Genomic DNA, 14735 nt, shown 5'->3' on the forward strand with positions numbered 1-14735 from the left:
TGGCACCCTGAACCAATGCGGATCCTGTTCATCGGTAACAGCTTCACGGCCCGGAACAACCTGCCCGGGCTGATCGCGAGTCTGGCCGCCGAGCGCGGCATCACCGTCGAGCACCGACTGATCTCCGCCGGCGGCGCCTCCCTGCGCCAGCACCTGAACGCTGGAAATGCCCTCACCGAGATTGCCACGGGCAACTACGACACCGTGGTACTCCAGGAACAGAGCACCCTCCCGGCCAAGAACCCGACCCGCATGCACGAGAACATCCGCGACTTCCACACCGCGATCTCTGCCGCCGGCGCCGAGACCGCCCTGTACATGACCTGGTCCCGCAAGAACCAGCCGCAGGAACCACTCACCACGGCCTACGCCACCATCGCGGCAGAGCTCGGCGCGACCCTCATCCCCGCCGGCCTGATCTGGCAACACTTCCAAGCGACCCACCCGACGCCACCACTGCACGCCCCCGACGACTCCCACCCAGCTCTCGCCGGCTCCTACCTGACCGCCTGCGTCTTCATGATCACCCTCCTCCACGAAGACCCCGCCGGCATCTCCATCCCGATCAAGGGCCTGGACAACGACAGCGCAGACCTCCTCCGCCAGGCGGCGTGGGAGATCTGCGAGTCGTTGGCTGGTACCGGCTAGCCCTTGATAGCGCCGCCGAGGGCGAAGGCGCCGCCCAGTTTCCTGCTCAGGAGTAGGTAGAGCAGGAGGACGGGCATGGTGTAGATGAGCGAGTACGCCGCCAGCTGGCCGTAGTTCGGTTCGCCGTACTGGCCGAAGAAGGTGAAGATGCTCACCGAGGCCGGCAGGCGTTCAGGTGACAGCAGCAGCATGAAGGGGACGAAGAAGTTTCCCCACATGCCGATGAAGGTGAAGATCCCGACCACCGCGATCCCCGGCCACATCAGCGGCAGGACGATCCGGCGGAGCGCCTGCATGTTGCTCGCGCCGTCCACCCAGGCCGCTTCCTCCAGGGAGATCGGCACGCCGTCCATGAACGTCTTGGTCAGCCAGATCGCGAACGGCAGCGACGAGGTCGCCATGAACATGATCGTGCCGCCGAGCGTGTCGATCAGGTTGAGCTGCACGAACAGCCCGTAGACCGGCACCATCACCGCGGTGATCGGCAGCCCGGTACAGAACAGCACGGTCAGCAGGAACGGCCGGTTGAACTTGGTCTTGAAGCGGGACAGCGGATAGGCCGCCAGCACCGAGCAGACCATCGTCAGCAGCGCCGACCCACCGCACAGCACCAGCCCGTTCAGGACCGGCCGGTACGTCGTGGTGACGTTCAGCACCGCCTTGAAGTTGTCGAAGGTCGGGCTGGTCGGCAGCTCGACCCGCAGCCCCGCCGTCCGGTTGACCGAGGCGAACAGCACCCAGAGCAACGGCAGGATGAACAGCACGCCGAGGCCGAGCAGGACGAGGTTCGCAGTCAGCTTGCTGACCCGATCCCGGGCGATCATGCTGCCTCCGCATTCAGTCCACGTAGGTAGATCAGCGAGAAGACCGCGCCGATCGCCAGCATCACCAGTGCGATCGCGGTGCCGTAACCGATCTGCGAGAAGCTGAATGCCTGTTCGTACATGTACAGCGGCAGGGTCTGGCTCTTCGTACCGGGACCACCCCGCGTCATGGCGAAGATCAGGCCGAAGACGCTCAGCGTCTGCAGCGTGATCAGCATCAGGTTGGTCATGATCGCCCGGCTGATCATCGGCAGCGTGACGAAGATCAGCCGCTTGAGACCCGAGGCGCCGTCCATCTCGGCCGACTCCTCGATCTCCTTCGGTACTTCGCTCAGCGCCGCTGAGTAGACCAGCATCGAGAACGCCGTACCACGCCAGATGTTCGCGATCGACACGGCGATGATCGGTGCCGCGTACAACCAGTCCTGGCCGGGCAGCCCGACCCTGTGCAGGATCACGTTCAGCGTGCCGTCGGTGTTGAAGAACGCGCTGAGCAGGTAGGCCGCGACCACTTCGGGCAGCACCCACGCGCCGATCACGGCGGTACCGACGAAGCTACGGACGATCTTGGTGGACCGGCGCATCAGCAGCGCCAGCCCGAGGCCGAGGGTGTTCTGGCCGATGATCGCGGAGATCAGCGTGAACACCAGGGTCAGCCAGATGGAGTTGGTGAAGGCGTGGCTGCCGAAGGCCTTGCGGAAGTTGTCCAGACCGATGAACTTCACGTTCGCGGCCCCGGTACCGGTCAACGCCATGTTGGTGAACGCGGCGTAGACGCAGTACAGGATCGGGCCGGCCAGGAAGACCAGCATCAGCCCGATGGCCGGTGCCAACGGCAACATCTTCACGGCCTTGGCGCCGCGCGGCGGCCCGCTCCGGCCGGCAGGCTTGCTGCCGGTCGGAGCGGGCACGGCGGGAGCAGATGTCGTCACAGGGGAATCCCTTTCGAAGCCTATGAGTCAGACACTGCGCTTAGTTGCCGGCAGTCGTCTTGTCCTTGCCGACAATGCCTTCGACCGCCTCGTCGTAGTTCTTTGCAGCTTCCTCGGGCGACGACTGGCCGGTCATCACGGCCTCCATCGCGGTGATGATCTCGTTCGAGACCTTCGGGTACTCCGGCAGCGCCGGGCGGTAGACGGTGACCGAGACCAGGTCGGTGAAGAACTGGGTGCTCTTCGACGAGGACTTGTAGCCGGCGTCGGAGGCGACGTCCTTGCGGACCGCGATCTGCGCACCGTCGGTGGCGTACTTGGTCGCATTCTTCTGCGTCTGCAGCGACTGGATGAACTTCCAGGCCGCGTCCGGCGCCTTCGACTTGGCCGGGATGGCCCAGGTCCAGCCACCGGAGAGGCTGACCTTGCCCTTACCGCTGCCGTCCTGGGTCGGCATCGCGGCCTGGCCCATCACATCGGTCCACTGCGGCCACGGCTTCGCGCCGGTCTTCAGCCAGTTGCTGTAGACCCACGAACCGTCCAGCGCGATCGCCAGCTTGTTGCCCGGGAGCAGTTCGGTGCCGACCTTGCTGCCCATGTTCGGGTCGAGCGCCTGCTTCGGCGACGGGGCCAGGCCCTCGGTGAAGATGGTCTTGATGAAGTTCAGCGAGTCCTTGAAGCCCTGGCTGCCGACGACCCACTTCTGCTGGTCGAAGTTGTACAGCGGGTCCTTGGTGCCGTAGAGCAGCATCTCGAAACCCTGCATGGCCGAGGCTTCACCCATCGGCTTGCCCGAGTAGACGTTCAGCGGGGTCACACCGGGGAGCTTCTGCTTCAGCGTCCGCGCGGTGGTCAGGACGTCGTCCCAGGTCTTCGGCTGCCAGTCCTCCGGCAGTCCGGCCTGCTTGAAGAGCGTCTTGTTGTACCAGAGTGCGCGGGTGTCCGTGCCGTCCGGAATGCCGTACGTCTTGCCGTCCTGGCCCTTCGCTGCACCCTTGGCGGTCTCCTCGAACTGATTCCAGTCCGCCCAGCCCTTGATGTAGTCGTCGAGCGGCTTGAGGTACCCCGCGGTGATGTCGGAGTTGATCAGGAAGGTGTCCTCGTAGACGATGTCCGGCGCCGTGTTCGGCGAGCGCATCATCAACTGGAGCTTCGTGTAGTAGTCGTTCTCACTCGCCACGATGGGGAGGATCTCGACCTTCGAGCCGGGGTTGGCCGCCTCGTACTCGGCCTTCGCACCGGTGAGGAAGTTCTTCATCACCGTGCCGGGGCCCCACTGCTGGTAGGCGATCTTGATGTTCGCCGGGCCGGCGCTCTGGCCGGAGCCGGCGTCCGGCGTTTTGGTGGTCGAGCCCTGGCTACAGGCCGACACCCCCAGCAAGAGCGCGCCGACGGCAAGCACACCTGCAGTCTTGAAACCGTTCTTCATGGCCATCACGTCCACCTTCGGGCAATCGTTGTCATCCCGGTACCACCGCTCAAACCCCCTGGGCTTTCCGTGACCGTAGGAGTCCCAGACCAGTGAAGTCAATGGTTGAGAGACAACGTTGTCCTCGCCGTGACGCCGTTGCGCGGTGACCGGGTCGTAACGATCCGGTCACCGCGCCGTCATCTGTCAAACGGTAACCGGCGACGCCTCCGGACGAGCCTGTACGACGCTCCGGCCGCGACTCCGCATCGCGCCCAGCCCACAGAGCACGACCCCCAGCGCGATCCAGCAACCCAGCACCAGGAAGGGCCGGCCGGCGCCCGCGCCGTCGAAGAAGCTGACCGAGCGCAGCGCAGTACCGGCCGCTCCGGGCGGCAGCAGTTGGCCGAGCGCGCCCCAGCCGCTTGGCAGCATCTCCGGCGCGCTGGTCATCCCGGACAGCGGGTTGCCGAGCAGCATCATCACGGCCGACCCCAGACCGAGGCCGACGGTTCCGAGCAACCACTCCAGCCCCAGCAGGGTCAGGGAGATCGCAGCGATCGACAGCCCGATCACGCTCGCATTGGCGAAGTAGTTGCCCTCCAGCGAGCCGAACCAGAACTGCAGGACCGCGGCAAGCGCCAGCGCACCGGTCACCGCGAACGTGATCGCACCGGCCATCCGGCGGGCGCCGCCCTTCACCAACTGGGTCAGCAGGGCAGCGGCGAGGATGCCGCCGAGGACCAGCGGCAATGCACCCCCGGCCAAGCCTGCACCTCGCGGGTCGTCCGCCGGCAGCGGAACCACGTCCGTCACCTTCACCTGCGCACCTGGGTTCTCGGCCGCGAGTTTGCCCGACAGTTGAGTCAGGATCTGCGAGACCGCCGGGCCGCCTGCCGAGGCGGTCAGGACCTCGGGCGCCTGCGGGTCGAGCACGATCGCGCCGTACACGTCCCGGTCCTCGATCGCCTTGACCGCCGCGGCCCGGTCGGAGACCGCGGTGATCTCGAACCCACCGGGCATCGCCTTCTCGAGACTGCTCTGCACCTGCGCAACCGCCTGGGCCGGGCCGGCGACGGCGAGCGGGACGTCACGCGGCGCCGAGCGCGCGGCCGGCCAGGCGAACGCGATCAGCAGGACGGTCAGTACTGCGGTCAGCAGAACGACGACGACCGCGACCGGGGGACGGCGGCGCTCCTCGGCAGCGGCTTGGTCCGTGGACATCTCTGGTCAGCTCCTCGCGACAGAAAACCGAATGATCGTTCTTTATCGACTCCGAGCCTGACGCCAGGAGGCCGAAGTTGTCAAGAACGGGCATTCGTTTTATGTTCTGCGGTATGCCCAAGGTCACCGAGGAACATCGCGCGAACCGCCGCCGCGAGATCATCCTGGCCGCGCGCAAGTGCGTCATCGAACAGGGCTTCCACAAGACGACGATGGCGGACGTGATCCGCGAGGCCGGCCTGTCGGCCGGCGCGGTCTACGGCTACTTCAGGAGCAAGGACGAGATCGTCGCCGCGATCGCGGACGACGCACTGAGCACGATCGACGAGCTCTTCGAGGGCATCTTGGCGACCGAGGCGCCGCTCACGCCGGCAGCGGCCCTCCGGGCGACCCTGGACCACATCCTCCAGATCGCCGACCTGCCACACGACGACCTGACCCGGGTCGCCATCCAGGCCTGGGCCGAGGCGCTGCACAACGACGCCATCATGGCGACGGCCTCTTCGAAGTACCGGATGCTGCGGTCACACTTCGCCGCTGTCGCCCGACGGGCACAGGCGGACGGCACGGTCGATCCGGACGCCGATCCCGAGCTGATCGCCCAGGTGCTCTTCGGGATGATCCCCGGATTCGTGCTGCAACGACTGCTGCTCGGGGACGTGACACCGGAGGGCTATACGGCCGGGCTGTCTGCCTTGATGAACAGGCCGGCACCCAAACCGGTCTAGGCCGGGGAACAAACGCCTGCCTACCGTCGTCCTTCTGGTGGAGGTGCGATCGATGGACGGTATCTGGATCCTGCTCGTCAGCCTGGCCGTGGTGTTCGGCTTTCTCGGGCTGCTCGCGTGGGCCGCGGCACGGTCGCGCCGGCGCGGGATCGGCGCCTCGATGATGGGTCCGTTCGAGCAGATGTGGTTGCCGACGGCGGCTGAATCGCAGATCGAGATCCAGCTGCAGCAGGAGCGCAAGAAGCCGATCGGATCACCCGAAGATCTCTGATCCGCAGCAGCACCCGATCTCTGGCCCCAACTGCATCTGATCCCTGCTTCGCAACTGCATCTCATCCCTGCTTCGCAGAAGGTGAAGGGTTGTATGACTTCGCGACCGTGTGCGATCGGGATGTGACGGAGGGCTTGAGACTCGCGACTTACCCGGTTAGGTTGTGCCGAGCCGCTTATTTCAGAGCTTGAACTAAGCGGGTTTGCAAGGCACACATCGGCGCTGGGGAGTCGGAGGTGCGGTGCGTACATCCGTGGGAACAGCTCTGCCCAGAACGGACTTCAACTGGTACTGGCGGAGCCAGACGGCGAGTTTCGTCGGCGACCGGCTGACCGGTTTCGCCGTGCCGAGTATCGCCATCCTGACCCTGAACGCGAGCAGCGCCGAGGTCGGTGTGCTCTCGGCGATCGGCTGGCTGGCCTACCCGACCCTTGGCCTGGTGGCCGGCGCCGCGCTCGTCCACATCCCCCGCCGCAAGGTGATGATCACCGGCGAACTGATGCGCTTCGCCGTCTTCGCCACCGTCCCCCTGGCCGCCCTGGGCGGCTGGGTCACCATCCCCCAACTCCTGATCGTCGTAGCCGCAGCCGGCATCGCCACCGTCTTCGTCGACATCGCCGGCCAGTCCTACCTCCCGGTCGTAGTCCCACCAGGCGGCCTGGTAGCCGCCAACGCCAACCTCCAAAGCTCCGACAGCCTCTCCAAACTCATCGGCCCCGCCCTAGCCGGCCTGGCCCTGAAAACCACCGGCCCGTACTACGGCCTGCTCCTCAGCGCCCTCCCCTTCCTGGCATCAGCCTTCGCCAGGACCCGCATCCGAACAATCGAGCCGCCCCCGCTCGCCCCGCCGTCCCTCGCCGGAACCGCCCAAGGCGACCACAACAATGTCCGGCCCGCCCTCGCCGCTTCCCCTGAGCCGATGGTCCGGCGGATCGTTGGCGGGTTGCGCTTCGTCTTGGATCATCCGGTGTTGAAACCCTTGGTCATCGGTGCGGCCGTCCGCAGTTTCGGGACCGGGATGGTCGACGCGGTCCTGCTGCTGTTCGCCTACCGGGTGCTCGGACTGTCCAGCCTGCAAGGCGGTCTGCTGATCGCCGCCGGCTCGATCGGCGGCTTACTCGGCGCGTTTGCGGCCAACCGTTTGGTTGCCAAGCTCGGCCTCCACCGGACCCTGCTCCTGACCGGCCTGGAAGGCGCGTTCTGGCTGGCGATCCCACTCTGCCTGTTGTTCGCGCCCGTCATCGTCCTGGTCGTGATCCGGATCTGCGCGTCGATCTGGTCGCCGGTCTGGAACGTGCTCACCACCAGCGTCCGCCAAGACGTGACCCCGGTCGCCCTTCAGAGCACCGTGCACGCGACCGCCCGCACCGTCACGTCATCCACGGTTCCGCTCGGTGCGATCACGGGCGGCCTCGCGGCCGGCGTACTGGGTGGTCAGCTCGGAACGTCCACCGGACTCGTCCTCGTCCTCGCGACAGGAGGTGTGATCGCCGGAGCCAGCGTGCTGTCGATCGGCAGCGCCAACCAGATCTAGGACCAGCCAAGCCCGAGGGAGATCGTATGCGCCCCACTACGACGCGAACCCTGAACACCAAGGAATTCGCGGACATCAAGCACACCGTGTCCATGCGGTCCAAGGCCCGCAAGAACCTGCTGCTGGACCCGAGCTATGCCGCGCCGTTGCCGCAGGAGGTCAGCCTGCAACTGACGTACCGCTGCAACCTGCGCTGCACGCACTGCTACCAATGGAACGAACAAGGCTTCTTCCGCGACTTCAGCGCCCAGAAGCAGAAGACCGAGCTCGACCTCTCGGTGGTCGAGGACGTCCTGCGTACTACGGCGCCGGTCCGCTCCAAGCTCTTCCTCTGGGGCGGCGAACCCTTGATGCACACCAAGTTCGACCAGGTCGCGGACTTACTCGTGAAGTATCCGCGAACCGTGAACATGTGCACCAACGGCCTGCTCTTCAAGCGCAAGCTCGACGACCTGCTGAAGATCGGCGAGAACCTGAACCTGCTGGTCAGCCTGGACGGTCTCGGCGAGGACCACGAGGCGTTGCGCGGCCGCGGCACGTTCAAGCGCACGATGGAGAACATCCAGCTGATGCTGGATCTCAAGCGCAAGGGCGAGTGGAACGGCGAGCTGTCGCTGTCCTGCATGGTCAGCCACGTCACCGTGCACAAGATGTACGAGTTCATGGAATGGGCCGAAGAGCTCGGCGTGAACACCGTCTACTTCCAGTTCCCCTGGTACATCAGCCCTGAGGTCGCCGAGTCGATGGACCGGCTGTACGAGAAGTCCTTCGCCTGGCTGAAGCCGAGCACGGACACCAAGAAGCCGACGTGGCACAGCTACACCTACCAGCTTCCGGCCGAGGAACTCCCCGCGCTGAAGGAGTCGATGACCCGGCTCGCCTCCCGGGCGTGGAACGTCCGGCTGCGCTACCAGCCGCAGCTCGAGGACGACGAGGTCGACGACTTCATCCTCGGTACGTCGCGGCCGGCCCAGCACCGCAGCAAGTGCCTCGCGGTGTCGAACCGGATGGAGGTGCACGCCGACGGCGCGGTCAGCTCCTGCAAGTTCTTCCCGGAGTTCGTGGTCGGCAACCTGTACGACCAACCGGTCGGTGAGTTGTGGCAGAGCCAGTCCTTCAAGGAGGTCCGCCGGATCATGTCCGAGAACGGAATGATGCCGGTCTGCTCGAAGTGCATCCTCCTTTACCTGAACGGAGTCTGAGGTGGAGATCGAAGAACGCGTCAAGCGAGTCCTGGCCAAGGTGCTGGACAACGGCGTCACCGCCGAGGCGATCGGTCCGGAGGCGGACCTGGTCGAGCAGTACGGCCTCGACTCCCTGCAGACCATCACCTTCCTGCTGGCGATCGAGGACGAGTTCGACCTGGAATTGGACTACCCCAACCTCCAACTCGACGACCTGCGCTCGGTCCGCCAGTTCAGCACCTTCGTCGCCCGCCTGGCGGCCCCGGTGCAATGACCAAAAGCATGAACAGACCAGCCGAAGCCGAACCCGCCCGACACCAACTCGGCGAGGGCGTGAGCACAGGCGCGGGCGCAAACGCGCGTGGCAGCGCGGGTGGGGGCGGCCGGGGGCGGGTTGTGCGGTTGGGGACGTTTGATGCCGAGTCCTGGTGGCGTCCGGCAGACCTCGCCGTCCTGCCCGCGCTGGGCGGCGGGAGCGATCCCGCCGTCGACGCGATGGACGAACTGCTCGCCGGTTTCTGCGATCCGGGAGACCTGCTGATCACCCGCCGGCCGATGGCGGCAGCCGTCCTCGACGGACTGGCCACCGCCTTCGGCGGCCGCGTCGCGGACAACCTCGCCCCGGCACATTCGACAGCGACACCTTCGATACTGACGCCCTCGACCCGGGCAGATTCGACAGCGACACCTTCGACCCCAGCATCTTCGTCCCAGGCGTTCGAGCATCTCGCCCTCGGGGATCCTGGGTCCGGGCCGATCGAACGGCATGTGCTGGCCGACCAGGCGATCATGAACCGGATCCGCGGCGCCCGGATCGTGCCGTATGCCGTACTGCCGGAGACCTGGACGTTGGCAGAGCAATCGCTTCCGGCGCCGGACGTGGTTGCCCGGGTCAACTCCAAGACTTGGTCCAACGAGTTGGTGCGGCGGCTCGGCTTGCCCGGCGCCGGGCGGCTCGTCCGGAGCGTCGACGAGCTGGTCGAGGTTGTGATCACGCTTAAGTTCAAGGCTTTAATCAAGGATCCGTACGGCGTCTCCGGCCGCGCGCTCCTCGAAGTCCCCTCCCCCGGCGTCCTCAAGGCGATCGAGCGCGTACTCCGCAAGCAGGTCGACAACGGCCGGCGAGTCGAGCTCGTCGTGCAGGAGAAGTTCCGCAAGCAGGACGACTTCTCCGGCCACCTCCACCTCGACCAGGACGGCAGCTGGGAGTTCCTCGGCATCCAGCAGATGACGAATCGCGGCTTCCGCCACTTCGGTTCCAGCCCCGCCACCCAGTCACTCATCGACCAGGGCTGGTACGCCGAAGCAGTGGCCGAGGTCGTACCGGCCCTCACCGAGGCAGGCTATTGGGGCCCGGTCGGCATCGACTCGATGCTGCTCGACGACGGCACCGTGATCCCCGTCCTCGAGATCAACGCAAGGCAGTCGCTTGGCCTGCTGGCGATCCGCCTCGATCGGCAGGCAGGGGAACACGGCCTCACCGGCCACCTCTGGCAGGTCGAACTCAATCTCGCCCCCGGCCAGACCGTCGAAGACCTACTCCATGCCTTCGGCAACATCCGGTACGACGGCGGCGCGCGGCCGGGCGTCACGGTGCTCAACGGGAGCACCCTGGCGGCACCCGGCGGACGCGTGCACGTCGCCATCTTCTGCGCCGCCGGTGAGATCCACCGCTGGCGGCAACGCCTGCTGACCGAGATGATCTCGGCCGGCCTGACACCACGAGGGATGACCGATGCCGCCTGAACCCGGCTCGAGATCGCGAGGGATGACCGATGCCGCTTGAGATCGGCTTGATCGGAGCCACCGGAATCGCCGAACGCACCCTGCTCCAGCAGGGCGCCCGCATCAGAGCTGTCGCCGCGAGCGATCCCGTCCGCGCCAAGGAGTACGCCAACAGACACGAGATCCCGGTCGTGCACGAGAGCTACTCGGCGCTGCTGGCCGATCCGGCGATCGACGCCGTCTACATCTCCCTGCACAACTCCGCCCACCACCGCTGGGCGGTCCGCGCCGCGGTCGCCGGCAAGCACGTGATCGTCGAGAAGCCGCTGTGCCTGACCGCGGACGAGGTCGCCGAACTCGCCTTCGCCGCCGCGGATGTGAAGATCTTCGAGGCCGTCGCGACCGCGGATCACCCGTGGCAGCAACTGGTTCACGACTTCATCCAAGACGAAAACTATGGCGCGTTACTCAAGGCCACCACACAGGTGAGATTCGCAGTACCACCGCCAGATGGCTATCGCGACCGGCCGGAGCTCGGCGGCGGCATCTTCTTCGACGCGGCCAGCTACTGGCTGCAGGCCGTCCAAGCCACGATCGGGCTGGACCCCGTGACCGCCGAGGGGCGGTCGGACTTCGACGGCCCCAACGAGGTCGACCGTTCGTTCGAAGCTTCGTTGCGCTGGGCAACGGGTGTCGAGGCGACGCTGACTGCGGACGTCGGTGACCAGCACATCTCGGATCATGTGTTCACCTTCGAACGCGCCACCGTCAAGCTGAGGAACTTCCTCCGCCCGGTCGCCGGTGCCGTACCGCTGAACCTGATCGTCACGCCCACCGACGGCGACCGTCGCGTGATCGGCTTCCCGGCCGTCGCGTACTACGAACGCCAGCTCGCCCGGATCCTCGACAGCACCACGGACGACCTGGACGCGGCCGCACCACGGATCGCCCTGATGGACGAGATCTACTCCGACGCCCTGCGCCGTAAGGAGAGCTGATGGACGAGATGTACCCCGCCCCACTGCGCCGCAAGGAGAACCGATGAGCAACAAGCGCCAGCTCGACCGCGCCGCCCTGGACGAACTCCTGAAGGAAGCCGGCGTCGATCCGAGCTCCCATACCGAGGTGACCGAGCTCACCGAGGGGACCTTCAACACCGTCTACCGGATCGGCTCCGACCTGATCCTCAAGCTCTCCCCCGACCCGGCCGCATCGTTCATGACTTACGAACAAGACTTGGTTCACACCGAAGCCTTGTTCTACCAGGCGGCCCGCGGCAAGGCGCCGGTCCCGGAGGTCGTGCACACCGGCGACGACTTCCTGCTGATGACGGCCCTCCCCGGGACGACGATGCAAGGCGTGGCCGGCGCCGAGCGAGCCGCTCTGCGGCGCGAGCTGGGTGGCGTTGTGGCGGCTCTCCACGAGGTGACCGGGCCAGGCTTCGGCTATCCGCAGAAGGGGTTGGTCGCGACCTGGAGCGCGGCGTTCCTGTCGATGATCGACGACGTCCTCGCGGACGCCAGCAGGTTCGCCGTGGACCTGCCCCGGCCGGCCGAACAGATCCGGCAGCTCGTGCTCGCCCGCCTGGACCTGCTGGACGAAGTACAGACTCCGCGGTTGATCCACTTCGACCTGTGGGACGGCAACATCCTCGTCGAGGACGGGCGGATCACCGGGCTGGTCGACGGCGAGCGCGCGTTCTGGGGTGATCCGGTCACCGAGTTCGTCTCGCTGACTTTGTTCAGCTCTTCCATGGATCCTGAGCTATTAGCCGGATACGGCGAGCTCGAGGCGGGCGAGACGCTCGGGCTGTACCGGATCTACCTCTACCTGATCATGCTGATCGAGGGCACTCCCCGCGGCTACGACGGCCCGGACCACCAGGCGATGGTGAAGCTGATTCTTCGGCACTTGAACAAAGAGCTGGATCATCTGTGATCGAGATCCTCACCTCCGGCGTAGCACTCGGCGTCCACGTCCCTGGCCTCCTCCTGGCCGACCGCCTCAAGGAGCAAGGCGGTACTGCGAACGTCTCCGTGCTGGAGCGCCTCCTGCCGGCCGACACCCTCGCAACCACGGCCCGCTCCAGGCAGGCCTTCCACCGCAACTTCCGGATCGCCCTAGCCGGCCAGAAGCTCGCCCGCGACGCCTCGGTCTCCACCGAGGAGGCTGCCGTCGAAGCACTCCTCGACAGCTGGCACGGCCGTGTGGTGAGCCGGTTCGTGGTCTTCTCCGGCTTCTGGCTACCTCTGGTCGAGCGCTACGTGGCGCAGTACGGCGAAGTGCCCGTGGACGTGTGCCATGTGGATTCGGTGCAGTCGCCATCATTCGACAAGGCAGGGCCGACTTCCCTGCCCGTGCAGCACATTTGGCTGGCAGACGCCGACAACCTGACCATCCCCTGCAGTATCCCGGTCAGCCGCGAGCAACCAGTGCCGTGGAAGGACAGGGACCAACGCTTGCTCGTCCACGGCGGCGGCTGGGGCATGGGCACCTATCGCGAGCGCGCGGACGACCTACTCCAAGCAGGCTTCGAGCTGGACATGGTCGCCTACGAGGACCGCGACCTCTCCACTGAAGGTGTCCGCTACTTCATGATCGACCCCGACTGGCACCCCTGGCTCGACGACGGCTATCCACCGTTCGGCGAAGTAGTCGCCGGCAACCAAACCGCATTCCACCAGCGGACAGGGCATCACGGCTCGTTCGACCTCTGCCGCCAGGCGCTCGCGACGGTCAGCAAGCCAGGCGGCGGCACACTGCTCGACTCGCTGTGGTCTGCGACTCCGGCGGTGTTGCTGGAGCCGTTCGGCGCCCATGAGCAGCGCAATGCAGACCTGTGGATCGAGCTGGGCTTCGGAGTCGCGTTCGAGCAGTGGCAGCAGAAGGGGTTCGCAGTGGAGGTGCTGGAGGAGCTGCACGAGGCACTGGTCGCTGCGGACGTACCCGACTACTCCCAGGCGCTACTGTGACCCACCCGACCTCGCTGTGGCAGACCTTCGCCTTGGAGATGGATGAGAAGCGCCCAGGGTTCGCCAAAGGCCCCTGGTTCACGATGAACGCCGTTCTGACGCTGGACGGCGAGCTACGCGCCGACGTACTGGCCGACGCGTTCCACCGCCTACAGCAACGCCACGAAGTACTGCGGACAGAGGTGCTGGACGATCGCCTCCAACTGATACACCCCGAACCCCGCTCAGCGCTGGAGGTCGTCGACGAGGTCGGCTCGCACGCGCCGGTGGACATCGGCAGGCCCATCCGGCTGCGCTTGGCCGGCAACCAGCTTGCGCTGCACCTGCACCACATGGTCTCCGACCCAGTGACCCTGTGGGAGACAGTAGGCGAGCTAGCCGCCCTCTACACAGCCACACTCGCCGGTGAAGATCTGCCGCCACCACCGGCGCAGTACAGCGACTACACGATGGCAGAGGCCGACCAAGTACGCCGTACCAGCGCGGACGCCGCCGCCTGGTGGCACTCCCGAGTCCGAGACGCCAAGGTCTCTCCCCAACCCACAACTGCGGCGTCCCTGACAATCCCGGCGGCCCCGGCCCCGGCAGCTCAGACGGCTCCGGCGACTCCGGCCCTGGCGATTCCGGTCTCGGCGTCTGCGCCGGCCGCTCTGGCGTTCCGCGACGACCTGCTGGGCGCCGACGAGGTCGCGGCCGTCGAAGGACTGACCCGGCAGCACCGTAGTACGCCGCTCGTCACGTACTTGGCCGCGCTCGCGCACGGTATGGACGAGCACGTCGGTCCGGGCGACACCCTGGCCTTCACCACCCTCTTCGGCAAGCGCGACCGCCCCGCATGGCAGCGGTTGCTCGGCCCCTGCATCGTCCCCTCCTTCCTGGCGATCCCCAGAGTCAGTGGCTCGCTAGGCGCTGACGTAACCGCGGTACGAGATGCAGTGGTCGGTTGCAGCCGCTACGCCCGCTACCCGGCCTCAGCGATTTACGCGGCGATTCAAGACGCGCAGCGCACCCCCTTCTTCGAGTACGTCCCTCAGCAGTGGCCCGCAGGCTTCACCTTCGGCACCGTCAAAGCAGAGGTGGCAACAGCGGCCGGGCCCAAGGACACCGGGCTAGCCGACGGCCTGGCCATCCGGGTCCGTACCAGGACGGACGGCGTACTCACCGGCCACTTCAGCGGCGACGGAAGCGACTGGACGGAGCCCCTCGTGCGCCAGGTACAAGCAGGCTTCCGCACCTACCTCCTCGGCCAAGAGGGGACCTAGCACCACCCCCTGAGGTGTCCCAA

General features: G+C 66.4%; 15 protein-coding genes. 11 read left to right on the plus strand and 4 right to left on the minus strand.

The genetic code is table 11. The features are described from left to right. The first annotated feature begins 15 nt into the window (after positions 1 to 15). Positions 16 to 648: a hypothetical protein gene (locus G3I17_RS19670; RefSeq protein WP_164598299.1), complete on the plus strand. Its 633-nt coding sequence runs from the start codon at positions 16 to 18 to the stop codon at positions 646 to 648. Here G3I17_RS19670 and G3I17_RS19675 read toward each other — a convergent pair. The 4 genes from G3I17_RS19675 to G3I17_RS19690 form a co-directional block, all read right to left on the minus strand. Then, positions 645 to 1472 (minus strand): carbohydrate ABC transporter permease, encoded by an 828-nt coding sequence (locus tag G3I17_RS19675; RefSeq protein WP_164598301.1) that lies wholly within the window; start codon positions 1470 to 1472, stop codon positions 645 to 647. The genes G3I17_RS19670 and G3I17_RS19675 overlap by 4 nt on opposite strands. Then, the gene (locus G3I17_RS19680) at positions 1469 to 2314 is read right to left on the minus strand and encodes a sugar ABC transporter permease (RefSeq protein WP_164598550.1); all 846 of its coding nucleotides are present in this window, start codon (positions 2312 to 2314) and stop codon (positions 1469 to 1471) included. The genes G3I17_RS19675 and G3I17_RS19680 overlap by 4 nt, the downstream gene beginning before the upstream one ends. Positions 2315 to 2444: 130 nt before the next feature. Beyond that, positions 2445 to 3839 (minus strand): extracellular solute-binding protein, encoded by a 1395-nt coding sequence (locus G3I17_RS19685; protein ID WP_239062699.1) that lies wholly within the window; start codon positions 3837 to 3839, stop codon positions 2445 to 2447. Positions 3840 to 4019: 180 nt separating this feature from the next. Continuing rightward, entirely contained in the window at positions 4020 to 5036 is a 1017-nt protein-coding gene (locus tag G3I17_RS19690; protein ID WP_164598305.1) for a hypothetical protein, read from the minus strand. 113 nt (positions 5037 to 5149) lie between these two features. Between G3I17_RS19690 and G3I17_RS19695 the strand changes: the two genes are divergently transcribed. The 10 genes from G3I17_RS19695 to G3I17_RS19740 all read left to right on the plus strand — a co-directional run bounded on the left by G3I17_RS19695 (position 5150) and on the right by G3I17_RS19740 (position 14712). Then, positions 5150 to 5764, plus strand: a complete 615-nt coding sequence (locus G3I17_RS19695; protein WP_164598307.1) for a TetR/AcrR family transcriptional regulator — start codon at positions 5150 to 5152, stop codon at positions 5762 to 5764. Between the two features lie 52 nt (positions 5765 to 5816). Beyond that, entirely contained in the window at positions 5817 to 6035 is a 219-nt protein-coding gene (locus tag G3I17_RS19700) for a hypothetical protein (RefSeq protein WP_203590467.1), read from the plus strand. 241 nt (positions 6036 to 6276) lie between these two features. Further along, complete coding sequence (locus tag G3I17_RS19705; protein ID WP_164598311.1) at positions 6277 to 7569, plus strand: MFS transporter; 1293 nt, start codon at positions 6277 to 6279, stop codon at positions 7567 to 7569. Between the two features lie 26 nt (positions 7570 to 7595). Then, a complete protein-coding gene (locus G3I17_RS19710; RefSeq protein WP_164598313.1) occupies positions 7596 to 8771 on the plus strand; it encodes a radical SAM protein in 1176 nt (391 codons plus the stop codon). A 1-nt stretch (position 8772) separates the two neighbouring features. Continuing rightward, complete coding sequence (locus G3I17_RS19715; protein WP_164598316.1) at positions 8773 to 9027, plus strand: acyl carrier protein; 255 nt, start codon at positions 8773 to 8775, stop codon at positions 9025 to 9027. Between the two features lie 128 nt (positions 9028 to 9155). Continuing rightward, a complete protein-coding gene (locus G3I17_RS19720) occupies positions 9156 to 10499 on the plus strand; it encodes a hypothetical protein (RefSeq protein WP_203590468.1) in 1344 nt (447 codons plus the stop codon). Positions 10500 to 10528: 29 nt separating this feature from the next. Then, positions 10529 to 11476: a Gfo/Idh/MocA family oxidoreductase gene (locus G3I17_RS19725; protein ID WP_164598320.1), complete on the plus strand. Its 948-nt coding sequence runs from the start codon at positions 10529 to 10531 to the stop codon at positions 11474 to 11476. 43 nt (positions 11477 to 11519) lie between these two features. After that, positions 11520 to 12416, plus strand: a complete 897-nt coding sequence (locus G3I17_RS19730) for an aminoglycoside phosphotransferase family protein (RefSeq protein WP_164598322.1) — start codon at positions 11520 to 11522, stop codon at positions 12414 to 12416. Beyond that, entirely contained in the window at positions 12413 to 13450 is a 1038-nt protein-coding gene (locus G3I17_RS19735) for a hypothetical protein (protein ID WP_164598324.1), read from the plus strand. Before G3I17_RS19730 ends, G3I17_RS19735 begins: the two co-directional genes overlap by 4 nt. Continuing rightward, positions 13447 to 14712: a hypothetical protein gene (locus tag G3I17_RS19740; RefSeq protein ID WP_164598326.1), complete on the plus strand. Its 1266-nt coding sequence runs from the start codon at positions 13447 to 13449 to the stop codon at positions 14710 to 14712. The genes G3I17_RS19735 and G3I17_RS19740 overlap by 4 nt, the downstream gene beginning before the upstream one ends. Positions 14713 to 14735 lie beyond the last annotated feature (23 nt).

Source organism: Streptomyces sp. SID13031 (assembly GCF_010548305.1).
In the GTDB taxonomy this organism is placed as follows: Bacteria; Actinomycetota; Actinomycetes; order Propionibacteriales; family Kribbellaceae; genus Kribbella.

Coding starts and splice junctions, on each gene's coding strand:
- G3I17_RS19710 (WP_164598313.1), top strand. CDS start 7,596: ATGCGCCCCACTACGACGCGAACCCTGAACACCAAGGAATTCGCGGAC.
- G3I17_RS19730 (WP_164598322.1), top strand. CDS start 11,520: ATGAGCAACAAGCGCCAGCTCGACCGCGCCGCCCTGGACGAACTCCTG.
- G3I17_RS19700 (WP_203590467.1), top strand. CDS start 5,817: ATGGACGGTATCTGGATCCTGCTCGTCAGCCTGGCCGTGGTGTTCGGC.
- G3I17_RS19690 (WP_164598305.1), bottom strand. CDS start 5,036: ATGTCCACGGACCAAGCCGCTGCCGAGGAGCGCCGCCGTCCCCCGGTC.
- G3I17_RS19685 (WP_239062699.1), bottom strand. CDS start 3,839: ATGGCCATGAAGAACGGTTTCAAGACTGCAGGTGTGCTTGCCGTCGGC.
- G3I17_RS19680 (WP_164598550.1), bottom strand. CDS start 2,314: ATGTTGCCGTTGGCACCGGCCATCGGGCTGATGCTGGTCTTCCTGGCC.
- G3I17_RS19725 (WP_164598320.1), top strand. CDS start 10,529: ATGCCGCTTGAGATCGGCTTGATCGGAGCCACCGGAATCGCCGAACGC.
- G3I17_RS19695 (WP_164598307.1), top strand. CDS start 5,150: ATGCCCAAGGTCACCGAGGAACATCGCGCGAACCGCCGCCGCGAGATC.
- G3I17_RS19675 (WP_164598301.1), bottom strand. CDS start 1,472: ATGATCGCCCGGGATCGGGTCAGCAAGCTGACTGCGAACCTCGTCCTG.
- G3I17_RS19670 (WP_164598299.1), top strand. CDS start 16: ATGCGGATCCTGTTCATCGGTAACAGCTTCACGGCCCGGAACAACCTG.